Annotated in this window: 17 protein-coding genes; 13 read left to right on the top strand and 4 right to left on the bottom strand. The window is 39.9% G+C overall.

Translation table 11 applies throughout. The features are described 5' to 3' along the window. Positions 1-26: 26 nt before the first annotated feature. Positions 27-290, top strand: coding sequence for a TIGR04076 family protein (locus ACYQ03_RS13910; RefSeq protein WP_459910517.1), 264 nt, complete (start codon positions 27-29; stop codon positions 288-290). Between the two features lie 41 nt (positions 291-331). On the opposite strand, the gene ACYQ03_RS13905 is transcribed toward ACYQ03_RS13910, so the two are convergent. The 3 genes from ACYQ03_RS13905 to ACYQ03_RS13895 all read right to left on the bottom strand — a co-directional run bounded on the left by ACYQ03_RS13905 (position 332) and on the right by ACYQ03_RS13895 (position 2,173). Next, complete coding sequence (locus tag ACYQ03_RS13905; protein WP_459910516.1) at positions 332-520, bottom strand: aspartyl-phosphate phosphatase Spo0E family protein; 189 nt, start codon at positions 518-520, stop codon at positions 332-334. A gap of 139 nt (positions 521-659) precedes the next feature. Then, positions 660-1,577: a DMT family transporter gene (locus ACYQ03_RS13900; RefSeq protein WP_459910515.1), complete on the bottom strand. Its 918-nt coding sequence runs from the start codon at positions 1,575-1,577 to the stop codon at positions 660-662. 434 nt (positions 1,578-2,011) lie between these two features. Further along, on the bottom strand, positions 2,012-2,173 hold the full coding sequence (locus ACYQ03_RS13895) for a hypothetical protein (RefSeq protein WP_459910514.1): 162 nt from the start codon (positions 2,171-2,173) through the stop codon (positions 2,012-2,014). Between the two features lie 253 nt (positions 2,174-2,426). Here ACYQ03_RS13895 and ACYQ03_RS13890 point away from each other — a divergent pair, with 253 nt between their 5' ends. Next, a complete protein-coding gene (locus ACYQ03_RS13890) occupies positions 2,427-2,933 on the top strand; it encodes a hypothetical protein (protein WP_459910513.1) in 507 nt (168 codons plus the stop codon). Positions 2,934-3,126: 193 nt separating this feature from the next. Beyond that, positions 3,127-5,010 carry a sensor histidine kinase gene (locus ACYQ03_RS13885; RefSeq protein ID WP_459910512.1) on the top strand — a complete coding sequence of 628 codons (1,884 nt, stop codon included), beginning with the start codon at positions 3,127-3,129 and terminating at the stop codon, positions 5,008-5,010. Between the two features lie 74 nt (positions 5,011-5,084). Here ACYQ03_RS13885 and ACYQ03_RS13880 read toward each other — a convergent pair whose 3' ends face one another. After that, positions 5,085-6,650, bottom strand: coding sequence for a DHA2 family efflux MFS transporter permease subunit (locus ACYQ03_RS13880; protein ID WP_459910511.1), 1,566 nt, complete (start codon positions 6,648-6,650; stop codon positions 5,085-5,087). Positions 6,651-6,800: 150 nt separating this feature from the next. Here ACYQ03_RS13880 and ACYQ03_RS13875 point away from each other — a divergent pair, with 150 nt between their 5' ends. The 10 genes from ACYQ03_RS13875 to ACYQ03_RS13830 all read left to right on the top strand — a co-directional run bounded on the left by ACYQ03_RS13875 (position 6,801) and on the right by ACYQ03_RS13830 (position 16,314). Continuing rightward, a complete protein-coding gene (locus ACYQ03_RS13875) occupies positions 6,801-8,111 on the top strand; it encodes a TrkH family potassium uptake protein (RefSeq protein WP_459910510.1) in 1,311 nt (436 codons plus the stop codon). A 15-nt stretch (positions 8,112-8,126) separates the two neighbouring features. Next, the gene (locus ACYQ03_RS13870; RefSeq protein WP_459910509.1) at positions 8,127-8,786 is read left to right on the top strand and encodes a potassium channel family protein; all 660 of its coding nucleotides are present in this window, start codon (positions 8,127-8,129) and stop codon (positions 8,784-8,786) included. A gap of 216 nt (positions 8,787-9,002) precedes the next feature. Beyond that, a complete protein-coding gene (locus tag ACYQ03_RS13865; protein WP_459910508.1) occupies positions 9,003-9,197 on the top strand; it encodes a hypothetical protein in 195 nt (64 codons plus the stop codon). A 240-nt stretch (positions 9,198-9,437) separates the two neighbouring features. Further along, complete coding sequence (locus tag ACYQ03_RS13860) at positions 9,438-10,184, top strand: GntR family transcriptional regulator (protein ID WP_459910820.1); 747 nt, start codon at positions 9,438-9,440, stop codon at positions 10,182-10,184. A 13-nt stretch (positions 10,185-10,197) separates the two neighbouring features. Next, positions 10,198-11,052, top strand: a complete 855-nt coding sequence (locus ACYQ03_RS13855; protein WP_459910507.1) for a class II fructose-bisphosphate aldolase — start codon at positions 10,198-10,200, stop codon at positions 11,050-11,052. Between the two features lie 30 nt (positions 11,053-11,082). Next, positions 11,083-12,306 carry a diphosphate--fructose-6-phosphate 1-phosphotransferase gene (locus ACYQ03_RS13850; RefSeq protein ID WP_459910506.1) on the top strand — a complete coding sequence of 408 codons (1,224 nt, stop codon included), beginning with the start codon at positions 11,083-11,085 and terminating at the stop codon, positions 12,304-12,306. Positions 12,307-12,363: 57 nt separating this feature from the next. Continuing rightward, positions 12,364-13,422: a TRAP transporter substrate-binding protein gene (locus ACYQ03_RS13845; RefSeq protein WP_459910505.1), complete on the top strand. Its 1,059-nt coding sequence runs from the start codon at positions 12,364-12,366 to the stop codon at positions 13,420-13,422. 74 nt (positions 13,423-13,496) lie between these two features. Next, positions 13,497-13,985 carry a TRAP transporter small permease gene (locus ACYQ03_RS13840; RefSeq protein ID WP_459910504.1) on the top strand — a complete coding sequence of 163 codons (489 nt, stop codon included), beginning with the start codon at positions 13,497-13,499 and terminating at the stop codon, positions 13,983-13,985. Between the two features lie 10 nt (positions 13,986-13,995). Then, positions 13,996-15,288: a TRAP transporter large permease gene (locus ACYQ03_RS13835; RefSeq protein WP_459910503.1), complete on the top strand. Its 1,293-nt coding sequence runs from the start codon at positions 13,996-13,998 to the stop codon at positions 15,286-15,288. Positions 15,289-15,309: 21 nt separating this feature from the next. Next, positions 15,310-16,314, top strand: coding sequence for a zinc-dependent alcohol dehydrogenase (locus ACYQ03_RS13830; protein WP_459910502.1), 1,005 nt, complete (start codon positions 15,310-15,312; stop codon positions 16,312-16,314). Positions 16,315-16,326 lie beyond the last annotated feature (12 nt).

Genomic DNA, 16,326 nt, shown 5'->3' with positions numbered 1-16,326 from the left:
AGAAAAAATAAAAGGAGACGGTTTATATGGTCAGAAGACCCAAAATTAAAATTACTGTAGTTGATAAAATCGGTAAGGGAGCCTGTCATCGGGGGCATAAAATAGGTGATTCCTTTGACTATGATACAGAAAGAGGCAATCTTTGCCCTATGGCTATGCACGTATTATTTCCGATGGTTGATATTCTCAGATATGGTGGTAGTTTTCCATGGGAAGAAGATGCAAATTCTGGGATGTTTTGTTGCCCAGATGTGAAGGTCATAAACGTTTTTAAAGTGGAGAAAGTGTGAATTTACTCTCACTCCTTTGGTTAATGAAAAAGCATGTCTTTTTATAGAGACATACTTTCTAAATGCTGATAACTTAAAAATTTTTGATAAACATAAATTTGTGCATCTAATTTTCGGCTCAATTGAATCACTTTTGAATCAACCAAGGACTTGCTCATTGCACAGTTATGCAGTCTATACCTAAGGTGCTCGATGTTTTCTTTTAATAAGTCTGATATGGTTATCACCATATTGATCCTCCGATTTGAATTTCTTAGTTTTGATAAATTTGACAATATAGACCAAAATCCTTCTTTAAAGCTATATTATTTGCAATATTATTAGAATCTATATCTAGTTGCCTTAGTTACAACCCAAGACAAACTGATCTTAATTAGAAGAGCTTGTCTTAGGTTTACTTATAGTTTGGCCACCTTCTTGCTTCATGTTATAGTAAACTCCAAGGATAATGAATAAGCTGCCTAAAAAGAAAGTGCTGCTTAATTGTTCTTTTAGGAATAACCAGCCAAGTAGTGTTCCCACCACCGGCTGAAAAAAGAAAAATAACCCAGCCTGATGAGATGGTAGCATTGACAAACCTTTGTTCCAACTGAAAAAGGCTAAAGCAGTTGAGATGATTCCAATGTATAATACGCTTAATACTATGGGAAGATCAAATAACTGGCCAAAGGACCATAGATTTCGCTCGAAAAAAATACAGGGAAAGGTAAGTACTGTAGCAATCAATATACCCCAGGTGGTAATTTGCAGGGACGAATAAACAGTGGAAATCTTTCTGGAAATAACTGAATAATACCCCCAGAAAACAGCAGCAGCCAATAAAAACATATTCCCAGTGATGGTCTCAGACTGTCCATGGGAACCCGGGATACCAACAACTACCAGGACACCTATTAGGGCAATGGTGATGGAAAATCCCTGCTTTAGAGTCATCCGTTCCTTTAATAAAGGTATGGCAAAGGCAGATAAAAAGACCGGAGATAACGTTGTTATAACGGCACCCATATGAGCAGATGATAACTTTGTACCAATAAATTGAGCGATAATAGAAAGAAAATATCCCACAAAGCCTATTTGAAAAACGAGGTTTCTCTGTTCCTTCGGAATTAGCTGTTCTTTTTTATAACAAAGAATACCAAGCAAAAGGAAGGAGGCTATAAGATACCTTATGAAAACAAGTGTAAAGGGTGGTATGGTATCTAAAGCATATTTGCTAACAACGTACATACCTCCCCAGATACTGGCTGCCAGGGATAAGTAAAAGGCTCCTCCAAAAAATGATTTCAAAAGACGTTACCTCCTAAAAAATACATAAGCTACCATATTGTCCATAGACCTCAGCTTGGATGACATTTGAGGCTAAGAAGTCCTCTACCAAAAGTTTATATTTTTATATTTTCGATAAGCTATATAAAAAACCTCTTATTGAAAATAAATGTGTAAAAGGACACAACCCCCGAAAACCGGGGGTTGTAAAAATTATTTTTGTGCTCCGTAAGTTCCGAAACCACTTCCTAAGATTAATAGGATAAGAATTAAGAAGATAATGAAGGAACTGTCATTATAGCCGCCACCAAAGCCATAGCCCATAGTTTTTTACCACCTTTCCTTTTTATGGTAATCTCGTTACCTAATATCATAATATGAATTGCTTTTTCAGGTTGTGATTAAATTCGACGATTAATTGAAGAATTTAAAAAGGCCTGAGAAGTTTTATATGACTACTTCTCTACGCTGCAACCACCGTAACCACCATAACTACCTAATAGTAACAAGATCAAAATTAAGAAGATTATAAAAGAATAGTTATTATAGTAGCCACCGCCACAACCAACTCCACCCTGGCCACCGCCATAGGTATCACCGCCAAAACCAAAACCCATTTAAAGACCCCCTAACGATAAATTTAATGTAGTAACTACCGTAACCCTGCCCACCAAATACGCATAGTGTCTGGTATCTTTTGACTTACTGAGCTACCTGATTCATAGTATGGTGTAACTATTATTTTGTTACAAAGAAAATAGCCATAATTAGCAAAGAAATAAACTTTATTTACCAAAAAGTAGTGGAATTTCCCTGTCATGAAAGCTATTATAGAAAGAGAACACCGTGCTTGAGAGGTGAATTTGGAGAATGTATAGAGAAGCCAGTGACCTAAGCCTAAGGGGCGATCAATTAGAGTTCATAAAAGGGAAAAAAGTAAAGAAAAAGTATCGGATGAAAAAAGGACTTAGACGTTTCCTTTACTTGATGCTGGTTCTGTTTATTTGTTCTAGTGGTTACTACTTAATACAAAAGAATATTCACTTGTCCTTAGCTTTGGGAGCTGAACCGAATAAATTAGAGGAGCAAATACAGATAATTGATACCTCAAAAATTTATTTGTATGATCCACAGTTTGAAAAAAATAATCTATTGATCCAGGGAACAATTTTAGATCCCAATCATCAATATAAAAATTCACAGTACAGGGTTGTTGGCAAAGAACTTTTTGTCCGCATTCAAGTCCAATCGAATCCAGATAAAACTTTAAAAGAGTTTGGCTTTAAAGTACCCTATGACCAGAGTAAAATTAAAAAAGTATATATTATAGGTCCCACCGAATCTGACAAGTGTTTGGTATTACAAACCCCCGAATAAAAATGCAGCTCGGCTATTTAAGCTAAGCTGCATTTTTATATGTTATTTGTTAGCAAATTCTATGAAAACTTAAAGGAATTTGTCGGTAATTGATATAAATAAATTATAAAACATATAGGGGGTAGGAAAGATAAATAGTTTCGAAAAAAGAACTTGTTTCATTACAGGACTGGCAATTAGTCTCTTTGTTATTTTGGGAAGTAGTGATCTGAATATAAAAATAAGTCCGGATATTTTTCTTAGTATGCATATTATACTAGAATTTTTTAGCATTGCGGTGTCCTTTTCTATTATGATACAGGGGTGGTTAACCTACCCTCACACCTTAAATAACCAACGCCTTTTTTTGGGGGCTGTTTTTTTAGCGGTAGGTTCGTTGGATTTAGTGCATACCTTGTCCTTCCAGGGCATGCCTCCTTTCATTACGGAAAGTTCTGTAGCTAAAGCTACCTGGTTTTGGGTCATTGCCCGTTTAACTGAGGCCATATCTCTGACCATTATTTTTTTTCATAAGGAGCGGCAGGTTTATTATAAACATTGGAAGTTCTATTATTTCGCTTCTTTTTTATACATGTTAACGGTTTCCTTTATTATTATCCGCTGGACAGGCCAGTTACCGATATTGGTAATTGAAGATCAAGGGGTAACAAACTTTAAAATTGGTTTTGAGTATTTAATTAGCATTTTGCATTTAGTAACGGTAACCATTATTCTCCACCGTTATCGCCATGGGAGACAACAAAGTCAGCTAATATTGGCCACAGCATTGGTTTTCGTGTTATGTGGAGAGCTTATATTCACTTTATATCGTAATGTACATAGTGTTTACAACATGCTGGGCCATGTCTACAAGGTGATTGGATACTTTTATTTACTCCGGTGTATGTATGTTTTTACAGTTGATGAACCCTATGATAAAGTACGTCAAGTGGTAAGGAAAATGAGGGATGTAGAAAAGGAACTGAAACACTTTTTTAACATCGCCCAAGACATGTTTTGTATTATGGATCGCAACGGATGCATTTTGCAAATTAATAAATCTTTCATCACAAACCTTGGCTATACCAAAGAGCAGCTGCTAGATAAGGAAGTTTATTCACTGATACACCCGGATGATAGACTAAGGGCATTGGAGGAAAAAAACAGAAGTTTATCTACAGATGAGTCCATTAAGTCTGAACGCAGATTCAAATGTAAAGATGGTTCTTATAAATGGCTAGAGTGGTTTGCTGTTTTTGATCCCAAAAATGATTTATTTTATGCCGCGGCTAGAGATATAACTGATCAAAAAGAAATGTTATCTAGGTTGAAGGCTTATCAGGAACATTTAGAGGATTTAGTGGAAGAACGTACGGTTAAATTGTCTTTGGCCAATAAGGATTTGGATGCTACAAATAAAGAACTTGAGTCCTTCTGTTATTCGGTTTCTCATGACCTTAGGACACCATTAAGGAGTATGGATGGCTTTAGTTTGGCTCTACTTGAGGAATACGAAGAACAGTTGGATGAGATTGCTAAGGATTATCTCTACCGTATTCGGGCAGCTAGCCAACGAATGGGACAAATGATTGACGATCTGCTGCATTTATCTCGGGTTACAAGGCAGCAAATGTTGTTTAAAGAAATAAATTTAAAACAGCTTGCCCAGGAAGTCTTTGCGGAACTTCAAGCCTCAGAACCAGATAGGCAGGTTGAGTTTAAGGTTTCTTCGGATCTTTTGGTTCTAGGTGATGCCAGATTATTAAAAATTGCCTTAACCAACTTAATTGGTAATGCATGGAAGTTTTCGTCTAAGGTAAGTAATCCCGTCATCGAGGTTGGTATAATACGGCATGGGGAAAAGACTTTCTATTATGTTCGTGATAATGGTGTGGGTTTTGATATGTCCTATGTTGATAAACTATTCAAACCCTTTGAACGATTACATACTATAAGGGAATTTCCTGGCACTGGCATTGGACTTGCTACTGTTAAAAGAGTCATTGACCGTCACGGAGGGAGTGTTTGGGCCGAAGGAAAGCTGGGACAAGGAACAACAATATATTTTACATTGCAGCAATTAGAGAAAAAAATATAAGATATACTGGCTAAAAGCAAAAACTGCCCACGGGTATTGGGCAGCAATGGATCAGGGTTTTAGGCACTTGCTAACTAGATTTTGACAGAGCTTTTTTCAGACGTTAATTTTTTATTTTTCTTACCCTGTAGGAAAAAGATCATGGGTAGGGCTGCAATAAGGAAAAAGGATGAGATTAAAAAAGTATCATTGATAGCAAAGACCATAGCATGTTTTTGTACCATGCCGTAAATGAGACCAATGGCTCCACTGGATGCTGCGTCCGTACTGGCGCCAGAAGCAACCAACATCCCTTGAAATTGTCCAGTGAAGTAGGATGCAACCGGCGAATCATAAGAAACGCTGTCTGAAAGTCGTGCTACATGAAAGGTTTGGCGGTGTTGCATATAGAAGGTCATAAAGGCTAGGCCGAAAGAGGCAAAAATTTGCCGACAAACATTACCTAACGAAGAGGCACGTCCCACCAGGTGTTTTGCCACCACATTCATGCCCACAGTTGTTAAGGGCATCATGGACAATCCCATGCCAATTGAACGGATAACCATAAGCATAGCAATGGTTTGCTTACTGGTATCCATACTTATGTAATTAAGCTGAATGGTGCCAATGGCTGTGATTGCAATCCCCACAAAACCAATCATTTTGGCTCCAAATTTATCAAATAACACCCCGCTGAGGGGCATCATTAAACCAGAGACAAGGGCCGAGGGAAATAATAAAATCCCTGTTTCATAGGCGGTTAAGCCCATAAGATTCTGGGTGAAAAGAGGTGTTAAAAAAACTCCACCAAATAAACCAATATTAATAAGCCCACCGATGATAACACTAAAGGTAAAGGTACGGTTTTTAAACAAACGTAAATCGAGCATAGGATCATTATTATATAGTTCGGTCATTACAAAAAGTAAGAGAGAAAAAAAAGAGATAATAAATAACATTACGATATAATAAGAAGTCCAACCCTCTTTACTACCTTGACTTAAAGCAAGTAACAGAGAAAAACAACCCACTGAGGCATACAAAAAACCCCAGTAGTCAAATTTTGAGTCAGTACGGACGGGGGTTTCCTTTAATAAATGAATGGAGAAAAATATGCCTAAAATACAAACTGGTACATTGATAATAAATAATAAACGCCAGTTAAAATGTTCTAATATATAACCACCTAGGGTAGGCCCGACGGCGGGTCCCATAACAGCAGCCATACCCCAAACTCCTAGAGCCAAACCAATTTTTTGTATCGGTACAATTCTATAAATAATAGCCATACTAACGGGCATAATGATTCCACCCCCGATACCCTGTAGCACCCGAAAGGCAATCAGGGAACTGTTGCTCCAGGATAAGGCGCAAAGTACCGAGCCAAAGGTAAACAAAACGGTGGATAAAATAAAGACTCTTTTATTACCAAACCGATCTCCTAGATAACCGGTAATGGGAATCACCACAGCAGAAGACAACATATAGGCTGTAATAACCCATTGAATCTCATTGGCGGAGACGCCAAAGATAGTCATTAGTTTAGGAATGGCCACGTTAATAGAACTATTATTTAATATGGCCGCAAATGCACCTGTAACAAGGACAAATAAGGGAAGCCAGAAGGAAGGCTCCTTGTTAACTGATTGATTGGCATCCATGCTAAATCTCCTAAAGTTAAAATATCTTAAAAAATATCAAAAGGCTATAAATTAACATATCAGGAAAAGTATGATAAAATTTTAACGGATTTACTAACCCTTGTCTATAATTAAAATGGGATTATGAATGTTGGATTGGTGAAACTTATAATGCATAGAAGATGGAAACCTGGGCAGTTATTGGTTTTTGGTTACATGGCAGTGGGAATGATAGGAACTGTTTTATTAATGCTACCTTGGGCATCTAGAGGTCAGGCCAGTACTTTTTTGGAAGCATGGTTTACAGCCACGTCGGCCTTAACTGTCACAGGATTGACTGTGGTACCCACCAATACCCATTGGACGGTATTTGGTCAGTGTGTGATTATGATTCTCATGCAGGTAGGTGGTCTGGGGCTAATGGTACTTACCACGCTGTTTCTGTTTCTACTTGGTATGAGAATTCAATTGGGTCAAAGGGTGCTGATTGCTCAGGATCGAAATCACTTTAATGTTACTGGGGTTCTGCGGTTGGTCCGAAGTGTGGCTTTATTGACATTGATAATTGAAGGTATTGGAGCACTTTTGATGGCATATTTGATACCTAATGTGTGGCAGAACGGATTTTGGCCTGGTCTTTTTTTTATTGCCTTTCATGCAGTCAGTGCCTTTAATGGAGCAGGGTTCGACCTAACGGGTCAAAGCCTGGAACCTTTTCGAAATTTTCCAGGCATGTATTTAGTTTTTATGCTATTAATCTTTTTAGGAAGTCTTGGTTATGTGGTATTACAAGAATTGTTTCTTCAACGACGTTGGCAAAGAATTAGCTTGCACAGTAGACTGGTATTATGGGTCACTGGATTGATTACACTCTTTGGTAGCACCTATTATTTTATATTAGAATTTAATAGAAATTTGTCAGGGCTGTCATTGGGCCAAAAAATTGTTGAGAGTCTATTTCAAACCGTTACCAGAACTGCAGGTTTTACATCTGTACCCATCTTTACCTGGAGTGAACCCTTTGTCTTTCTTATGATTCTCTTAATGTTTGTGGGAGCTAGCCCTGGCTCTGTTGGCGGAGGTATTAAAACCACCACCATCGGGACCATTTTACTGGCTGTTTGGTCTATAGTTCGGGGTAGAAAGGAAGTTGTCCTTTGGGAACGGGAAATTGCCGCCGAAAGTGTGACCAAGGCCTTTACAGTAACAGTTATTGCTCTAATCATCATCTCCTTGAGTACCTTAACCATTATGACTATCGAGGACCTTCCTTTCATGTCAGTCCTCTTTGAGGTGGTGTCTGCCATGGCCACTGTGGGTCTCTCCCTAGGAATCACCTCAAAGTTGTCACACTTTGGACAAGTCTTAATTACTATACTAATGTTTGTAGGACGAATTGGCGTTTTATCCTTGGTAATCTTTTTGACAAAACAAGAAAACCGTCGTGTACGGTATATGAAGGAAGACATCTTAATCGGATAGGAATGGTGAAGGATAGTGAAAAAATCAATTTTAGTGATTGGCATTGGTAGATTTGGACGTGGTGTAATAGAAGGACTCTACGAAAAAGGCCATGAGGTTTTTGCTATCGATGCCGATGAAGAAGCATTAGAAAATGTTCGTGATATGATTGTGTCTGGAGCCATACTGGATGTGGCCGAGGATGATGAGGAGCTTATTCGAATAGTTGGTGAGAAGAATTTTGATCAAGCGGTGGTGGCTATGGGAGAAGACCTAGAAGGTGCTTTAATTGCCACCCATATTATTAAGGAAGCAGGTATTCCAGTATCAGTTAAGACGTCCACAGAGAGAAGGGGTAGTGTATTAACCAAAATGGGAGCAGATCGGGTAGTTTTCCCAGAGAGGGACATTGGTCGCAGATTGGCCCACCTCATATCAAATAATTCTGTAATTGACCTATTAGAGTTACCCCAGGGGTTTATAGTGGAGCAAATGGGTGTGGGTCCAAAATTTATTGGTCAGACTATGGCCGAGATGGATATTCCCAGACGTTTTGGTGTCAATATTTTATTGGTTTATCGTGGTGAGAACTCTATCCAGCCTTTAGCTTCCACAATTTTATGCGCTGGAGATGAGATTATTGTTTTTGGTCAAAGGCAACGGATGCAGGAATTTGAAAAGGAGAACTTTGATTAGATGTTAGCTTTTAGCGGTTAGCCCTTAGTCCTAGATAAAAATTTCTCAGAGCCATGGTCTATTACTATTACTTTTGGTCAAAATTATTGCTGAAAAAGCTGAAGCCTTACCACTTTTATATTTGTTTCATCTTTAGTAGATATATTTGTTAAAAATGGGGTTTTAAAACGCCACCTCCACTGAATATATATTTCTAAAACAGTGGAGGTGGTTCTCATGTTTCCTAAATATACTCGTGTTATCCTTTGTAATGGTAAAGAATACTATTTAACAGAGGCATGGAGCGGCGAGATTGTTGTAAAGCAGGAGGGCTCGGACACACCATTGGACTGGCAAAGCTTTGAATACATTAAAGTAGTATCTGAGTATAAATTGGGAGGAAACAATTTATCTGAGAGTTATCAATACTGATGCAAAGTCGTAGAGCCCCCGGCAAATGCCGGGGTTTTTTAGATATGATTATTATTATCTTGATGTTGCGCTTCGGCAACATTTTTTTATGTTAAAAATTCAGAAGAAATTTTATTTTTTATAATTGACTAAGTAATATTCTCCGACTTATAATCAAATTAACAATATTACAAATTAACAAACTTTGTAATATTATAAATTACCAAGATTTTATTTCTTGGAGGGATAATAGTGAAAAACATGCCCATTCCTTTGCATTTCCAGATTACAAATGATTTACGAGAAAGATTGGAAAATGGTGAATGGAAAGCCGGTGACCATTTTCCAGGTGATAAGGAACTAATGCAAGTTTACGGAGTCAGCAGTACTACAATTCGTCGGGCCTTGGACGAGCTTGTTCGAGAGGGTTGGTTGAATCGAAGACCCGGTAAAGGCACCTTTGTAAAAAAACAGTATGTTGAAACGTTAGGAAAACTAACAGGTTTTTTTGATCAAGTTCGAGCAAAGGGTTATCATCCCAGTTCTCAGTTATTACGGGTTTCGGAAGTGGATATTGCGGACTTTGAAGAGTATGAACTAGATGTGTTTAATAGCAAGAAGCTGTTTTTAATTGAGAAGGTGCAAATGCTGGATAAAGAGCCCACGGTTTTAGTCAAGAGCTTCTGGCCCATTGAAATTGGCAGACAGTTAGCTAACTATAATTTGATACAAGAAGGAACCTATGAAATAGCTAAAGGGGAATTAGGTATTACTTTGGAAGAAGCCCAACAGTATATTTATGCTTCTTTGGCCACAGCAGAAGAAGCCAAGCACTTGGGTGTCAATGAGGGTGCGGCCGTAATGGTGATGAAAAGGTTGGTCTTTTCTCAAGGGGAGCCGGTGGAATTTTCCATTAACTTCTACCAGGCAGATAAGTATATGTATAGGGTTGATTTAAAAAACGAAATGATTCAGGATGGCAACGGAATTATTGTTGTGGAAAATTAGGAGTGATTGAAAGATGGCGTTAGCAACGTTAAAGGACGTATTAGCAAAGCGGGAGGATGCCCGTGCCGTGGGGGCCTTTAGTACCTACGATTTATTTTCTGCACAAGGAGTAATTCAGGGCGCAGAAAAAGAAAATTTACCGGTTATTGTTATGATGGGTGCACCTGTATTAGCAAAGCCAGGCAATGAGTATATTGCCAAGAATCTTGTCAGTTTGGCCGAGGAAGCAAAGGTGCCAGTGGTGGTATTTCTTGATCATGCCAAAGACTATGCCACCTGTTTGAAAGCCATGAAGCTGGGCTTTAGTGCCGTAATGATTGATGGTTCGCACTTCTCTTTGGAAGAAAATATTCACTTGACTGCCAAGGTCGTTGAGACAGCCCAACATTTGGGGATTTCCGTAGAGGGAGAACTGGGAGCATTGGCCGGTCTGGAAGATGGGGAAGAGGTAAAAAACAGCAAAATGACCGATCCCACCAAAGTCCGTCAATTTGTTGAAAATACAGGCATCGATGCTCTGGCGGTTTCCATTGGTAATGCACATGGTCTTTATAAAGGAGAACCCAACCTAAATTTTGATACTCTCCGTCAATGCGAGCAGGCCAGCCCGATACCCCTTGTTTTACATGGGGGCACAGGCTTGACCCAAGAACAGTTTGCCTTAGCTGTTCAATGTGGTATTAAGAAAATTAACATTGGTACGGAGATAAAAAAATCCTACATAGAAGCATTTGTTGCTACCCAGGGACAAAACCCCGCTGCCTATGACCTGATTGGCATTCCCCAAGCTTGCAAAGAGGCAGTGTCTGGCGTAGCCGCCGAAAAATTAAGGTTTTTTGCAGCGGATTGGGCCAAGTTTATTAATTAACTGGCATTAAAGTAAAAAGGAGGAAGCCAAGTGACCGGTTCACAGAGGTTGGTAGTGGCACAACTCGGGGGTCCCAGTGCTGTTATCAACAGTACATTAGCTGGCATCATAGAAGAAGCCCGGTCCTGGCCGGAAATAGAAGACGTTATTGGCTGTGTTTATGGATATCACGGATTATTGGACCAAGACTACGTAAGTCTTGCGGGTTTTGATGGTGACTCTTTAAAAAGATTAAGAAATACACCCGGTGCCTATTTAGGCTCCAGCCGTTTGCCCCTGACGAAAAACCAATTTACTCAAATTCCCACTTTGCTTGATCAATTAAACGCAAGCTATTACTTACAAATTGGCGGCAATGGAACTATGTATGCGGCCAACCTAATTTCAGAAGAAATTAAGAAAGCCGGCAAAGATATACAGGTTATTGGTGTTCCTAAAACCGTGGATAATGACATTGTTTTAATGGATCACACACCGGGGTTTGCCAGTGCAGCCCGTTACGTGATCCAGGCAACCTTAGATAATGGGGTAGATCTTAGATCAATGCGTCACTTCGAGCAGGTAAGAATTCTTGAGGTGATGGGTAGAAATGTTGGTTGGTTGGCTGCGGCTAGTGGTCTAGCCCAAAGAAGTGAACAGGAAGCTCCCCACCTTATTTATTTACCTGAGGTACCCTTTGACGAAGATGAATTTATTAAGGATGTACAGGCCGTTGTGCACCGCCTGGGCTATGCTGTGGTGGTGGTTGGTGAAGGGATTAAGGATAAGCAAGGAAATTCCATTGGTAATAATCCCTTTGCCAATATAAATAAGGGCAGCCAAGTCTTTGGGGGTGCAGCCCATTATTTGGCTGATAAAGTGTCCCGAGAGTTAAAAATTAGGGCCAGAGCACAGGACTTAGGTATCACCCAAAGGTGCTTTTCGCCGATTCGCTCAGAACTGGATGAACAGGAGGCCTACTGGGTGGGTCGCGCCGCCGTACGGGCCGCTGTGGCCAGACAGGGTGGCAATATGGTTTGTATAGAGAAACTGCCAATACAAGGCTCCTTACAATACCAAACTATACCCTTGGCCCAAGTTGGTGGCAAAGAAAAAGAAATTCCTGAAAGCTATTACAATAAACAAGCCAAGCACGTAACGGAAGAATTTAAAGCCTGGTTAGAACCGTTACTGGGTCAATGGCATATGAAATATTTACATGATTTCCCTAAGCCCCAGGATCTTCATAAGAGGGAGGTGAAGGCGGAAGGGTAGCAGCTTTTTTTACAGTACATCAGAACTCGATAATATGACTGAATGGAGGAGTACAACATGTTAAAAGCAAAAAAATTGGTATTATTAATAACTCTCGTTTTAACATCAGCCCTACTATTAGCTGGTTGTGGTGGGGCTAAAGAGGAGACCAAAGAAACCCAAGCCGCTTCTAATGAAAAAATCGTTATCAAATACAGCCTTCCGGATGCTGCCATAGACGGAGTTCCTGCTTATGAAGCAGCTAAGTCTATGAAAGAGAAGATTGAAAAGTATTCCAACGGTAAAGCAGAAGTAAAATTATTCCCCGGTGGCCAGTTGGGCAGCGAACAGAAAAATGTTCCTGACGTACAAAAGGGTGTTATTGAGATGGCTATGATTACTGCAGGAAATATGACATCCTTTTCACCATCAATTGGTGTTTATGATTTTCCCTACTTATTTAAAAGCAGAGATGAGGCCTATAAAGTAATTGATACATTAAACGATGACCTCAATGAATTACAAATTAAAGAGAGCGGTACCAGAACCGTTGCTTGGTTGGAGCAAGGCTTCCGCCACATTACCAACAGCAAAAGACCTATTAACAGCATGGAAGATTTACAGGGCTTAAAGATTCGTATACCTAACAACAAATATGTAGTGGAAGCTTTCCGGTCTTGGGGAGTTGAACCAGTGCCTATGGCTTGGGACGAAACCTTTAACGCAGTGCAGCAAAAGGTTGTTGACGGACAAGAAAACCCCTATTCCAGCATTTATCAATCTAAGATGTACGAAGTACAAGATTATGTAACGGAACTGCACTACAAGCTATGGTTAGGAACCATCATTGTTAGTGATAAGTGGTTCCAGGGCTTGCCAACTGATGTACAAGAAGCCATTGTGAAGGCTGGTCAAGAGGTTGCCCAAGAGAACCGTCAGTTGATGGCTCAGCAAGAGGAAGATCTGAAGAAACAGTTAACCGAAAAAGGTCTTAAGATTAGTCCTGCTCCAGCCGATGAAGACAAGTGGATGACCAATGCTATGTCTACTTGGCCCAAGTTCTATGATCAACTTCCGGATCCCACTATTTTAGACAAAGCGATGGAAGTATTGGGCAGAGAAAAGCCCCAGGCTTAATTTTAAATTGATATCTGATAGAACCTTCATGGGAGGTTCTATCAGATAACTTGACTGGCAGGTGAGCGGATTATATGAAAACGTTGAAGTGGGTTATCGACAATATTGAAGAAATTATAGCTTCCTTTTTATTTTGTACTGTTATTACCCTTCTCATGGCTCAGGTGATTGCACGATATATTTTTGGACAAGGCTTAGCCTGGTCTGAGGAACTATTACGGTTTGCCTTCTTAACAATGGTTTATTTTGCCGCAGCATTAGGGGCTAAGCGAGGGGCCCATTTCAGAGTGACGGTACTGGTTAATATCCTACCAGCTAAACTCAAAAGATTCTTAGAACTACTCCAGTATATTATATCCTTTACCTTTAATTCCTTTGTAATATATTTAGGAACCAAAGTTGTTCTTGATATGCAAGAGTTCCCACAAATATCTCCGATTCTCAGCTTGGATATGAGATACGTCTATATTATGATTCCCATTGCCTTTACCTTTGTTAATATACGTTTAGTCATAAGAATGTTTAGTGATTTTGGGTTCATTAAGGGCGAACCTTCAGCTTAGGGGGATTGACATGTTTGAAACCTGGGGTATATGGATTATTCTTTTTGCAACATTATTATTAGGCGTACCTATCTATATCTCTTTAGGTATGTCCACCATCGCAGTACTTTTCTTTAGTTACATTCCTTTAGACATTGTACCCTTAGACATGGCCAAAGTGGGGGATATGTTTCCTCTGCTAGCTATTCCCGCTTTTATTTTTGCCGGTGCCATTATGGAGCGGGGAGGTATGGCAGACCAAATTATTGATGTGGCTTCAATATTTGTGGGGCGCATTAAAGGTGGTTTAGCTCTGGTTACCATTTTAGGGTGTATGTTCTTTGCTGCCATGATTGGTTCAGGCCCTGGTACAGTGGCAGCAATGGGTACTTTAATGCTGCCTGCTATGGTACGGGCAGGCTATGATAAAAAGTTTGGTGCAGGCGTTTGTGCCACGGGTGGTACTCTGGGTATCCTTATTCCACCCAGTAACCCCATGATCATTTATGGTGTTATGGCCAACGTTTCCGTAGGTACCATGTTTATGGCAGGTATGTTGCCGGGCTTCATTGTTGGTATGGTCCTTATGCTAACATGCTATTTTATTGCTAGGAAACGTGGTTACCAGGGTATGCAGAAAACCTACACTACCAAAGAAATACTATTAATTTTCAAAAACAACATTTGGTCCCTACTGGCCCCAGTGATTATTCTGGGTGGTATCTATGCCGGTATCTTTACACCAGTGGAAGCTTCCGCCATTGCTTGTTTTTATGCACTTTTTGTAGGTATATTTATTAATAAAAAATTGGGCCTTAACGATATATGGGAAAGCATTAAACTAACCAATATTACCTCCGGTACGTCCATGATTATCGTTGGTGTGTCGGTACTCTTTGGCCGCTTTTTAACTATCTACGAAGTACCTCAAACCGTAGCATCAGCAATGCTGGCCATTAGTTCTAGTCCACAAATTATCTTACTGCTAATATGCTTGCTACTGTTTTTCTTGGGGATGTTCATGGAGACCTTATCAACCATCGTTATTTTGGTACCTATCCTACTGCCTGTTATCACCCAATTGGGCATTGATCCAGTTTACTTTGGTATTCTCTGGGTATTAACTAATGAAGTAGCCTTACTGTCACCACCCCTCGGGGCTAACGTTTTTATTGCCATGACCATAGCCAACTTGTCTTTAGAGGATGCCACCAAAGGTGCTTTACCCTTTATGCTAGTTCTTGTTGCAGTGGTTATTGCTTTCATTTTATTACCAGACGTTGTTCTTTTCCTACCACGGGTACTGGGTGGCTATGCTGGGTAAACATCAAAGGAGGCTCTTACCATGCGTAAAGCAGTAATAGTGGAACCCTATAGATTTGAAATTCATGAGGTAGCATCTCCAGATTTACAAGAAGGATTTGCCATCGTTCAAGTAGCCTATTGCGGTGTCTGTGGCTCTGAACTGCATGTTTATGAAGGAAAACACCCTAAGTGTAAACCCCCCGCCAATCCGGGACATGAGGCTGTGGGAGTAATTCAGCAACTGGCGTCTAAGACAAGTGGCCTTAAAGTGGGTGATAAAGTTGCCATTGTTCCGCTGGTGGGTTGCCAGGAATGTGAGTATTGTAAACTGGGTTATCCAAACCTCTGTAAAGATCGGAAAGTTGTGGGTTTTCAATTGCCAGGCTGTCTTGCGGACGAGGTGGCTATCCCCGTGAATAATTTGATTAAATTGCCAGAGAATTGTCATCTGATCGAAGGTACACTTCTGGAACCAATGGCTGTTGTGGTTCACTGTGTGGAGCTATTGGATCGTGTATCTCATAGTGCGAAAAGTGCAGTGATTACAGGTGCAGGTACCATTGGTATTCTAATTGGACTTTTCCTTAAAGAAACCAAAGGTCTTAAGGTATATTTCTTAGAGATTAATCCCCATCGTAAAAAATTAGCCGAGGGTTTAGGGTTTGGGGTATACGGAAAAATTGAGGAAATCCCTCTGCATGGGGAAAGAACAGTGGCCTTTGAATGTACAGGTAACAAAATGGTGCTGGATTCTCTGGTAACCTATGATCCTGCTCCGGAAGTTTTGATTATTCTGGGAACCTTTGAGAAATCCTTGGGACTTAACATTTTTGAAATGTGTAAGCGCGAGACCTTTATCATTGGTTCTCAAATGTATACCAAACAAGACTTAGAAAAGGCCGCAGAAATCATGGCCAGCCCCCTGAAGGATAAATTTAAATCCATTTTGGTCGAGCGTATTTATTCCTTAGAAGAATCAAAGGAAGCCTTTGAAGAGGCCTTAGGTTCAAAAAATGGCACGAAGGTGTTAATCAAAGTAAATTAGTATGGACGGAAA

The organism is Desulfotomaculum defluvii (genome assembly GCF_054657375.1).
Note: the sequence above shows the minus strand (reverse complement) of the source record. Positions and strands in the feature narration are given on the sequence as shown.

Coding starts and splice junctions, on each gene's coding strand:
- ACYQ03_RS13910 (WP_459910517.1), top strand. CDS start 27: ATGGTCAGAAGACCCAAAATTAAAATTACTGTAGTTGATAAAATCGGT.
- ACYQ03_RS13895 (WP_459910514.1), bottom strand. CDS start 2,173: ATGGGTTTTGGTTTTGGCGGTGATACCTATGGCGGTGGCCAGGGTGGA.
- ACYQ03_RS13845 (WP_459910505.1), top strand. CDS start 12,364: ATGTTAAAAGCAAAAAAATTGGTATTATTAATAACTCTCGTTTTAACA.
- ACYQ03_RS13890 (WP_459910513.1), top strand. CDS start 2,427: ATGTATAGAGAAGCCAGTGACCTAAGCCTAAGGGGCGATCAATTAGAG.
- ACYQ03_RS13835 (WP_459910503.1), top strand. CDS start 13,996: ATGTTTGAAACCTGGGGTATATGGATTATTCTTTTTGCAACATTATTA.
- ACYQ03_RS13875 (WP_459910510.1), top strand. CDS start 6,801: ATGCATAGAAGATGGAAACCTGGGCAGTTATTGGTTTTTGGTTACATG.
- ACYQ03_RS13830 (WP_459910502.1), top strand. CDS start 15,310: ATGCGTAAAGCAGTAATAGTGGAACCCTATAGATTTGAAATTCATGAG.
- ACYQ03_RS13860 (WP_459910820.1), top strand. CDS start 9,438: ATGCCCATTCCTTTGCATTTCCAGATTACAAATGATTTACGAGAAAGA.
- ACYQ03_RS13865 (WP_459910508.1), top strand. CDS start 9,003: ATGTTTCCTAAATATACTCGTGTTATCCTTTGTAATGGTAAAGAATAC.
- ACYQ03_RS13855 (WP_459910507.1), top strand. CDS start 10,198: ATGGCGTTAGCAACGTTAAAGGACGTATTAGCAAAGCGGGAGGATGCC.
- ACYQ03_RS13840 (WP_459910504.1), top strand. CDS start 13,497: ATGAAAACGTTGAAGTGGGTTATCGACAATATTGAAGAAATTATAGCT.
- ACYQ03_RS13905 (WP_459910516.1), bottom strand. CDS start 520: ATGGTGATAACCATATCAGACTTATTAAAAGAAAACATCGAGCACCTT.
- ACYQ03_RS13880 (WP_459910511.1), bottom strand. CDS start 6,650: ATGGATGCCAATCAATCAGTTAACAAGGAGCCTTCCTTCTGGCTTCCC.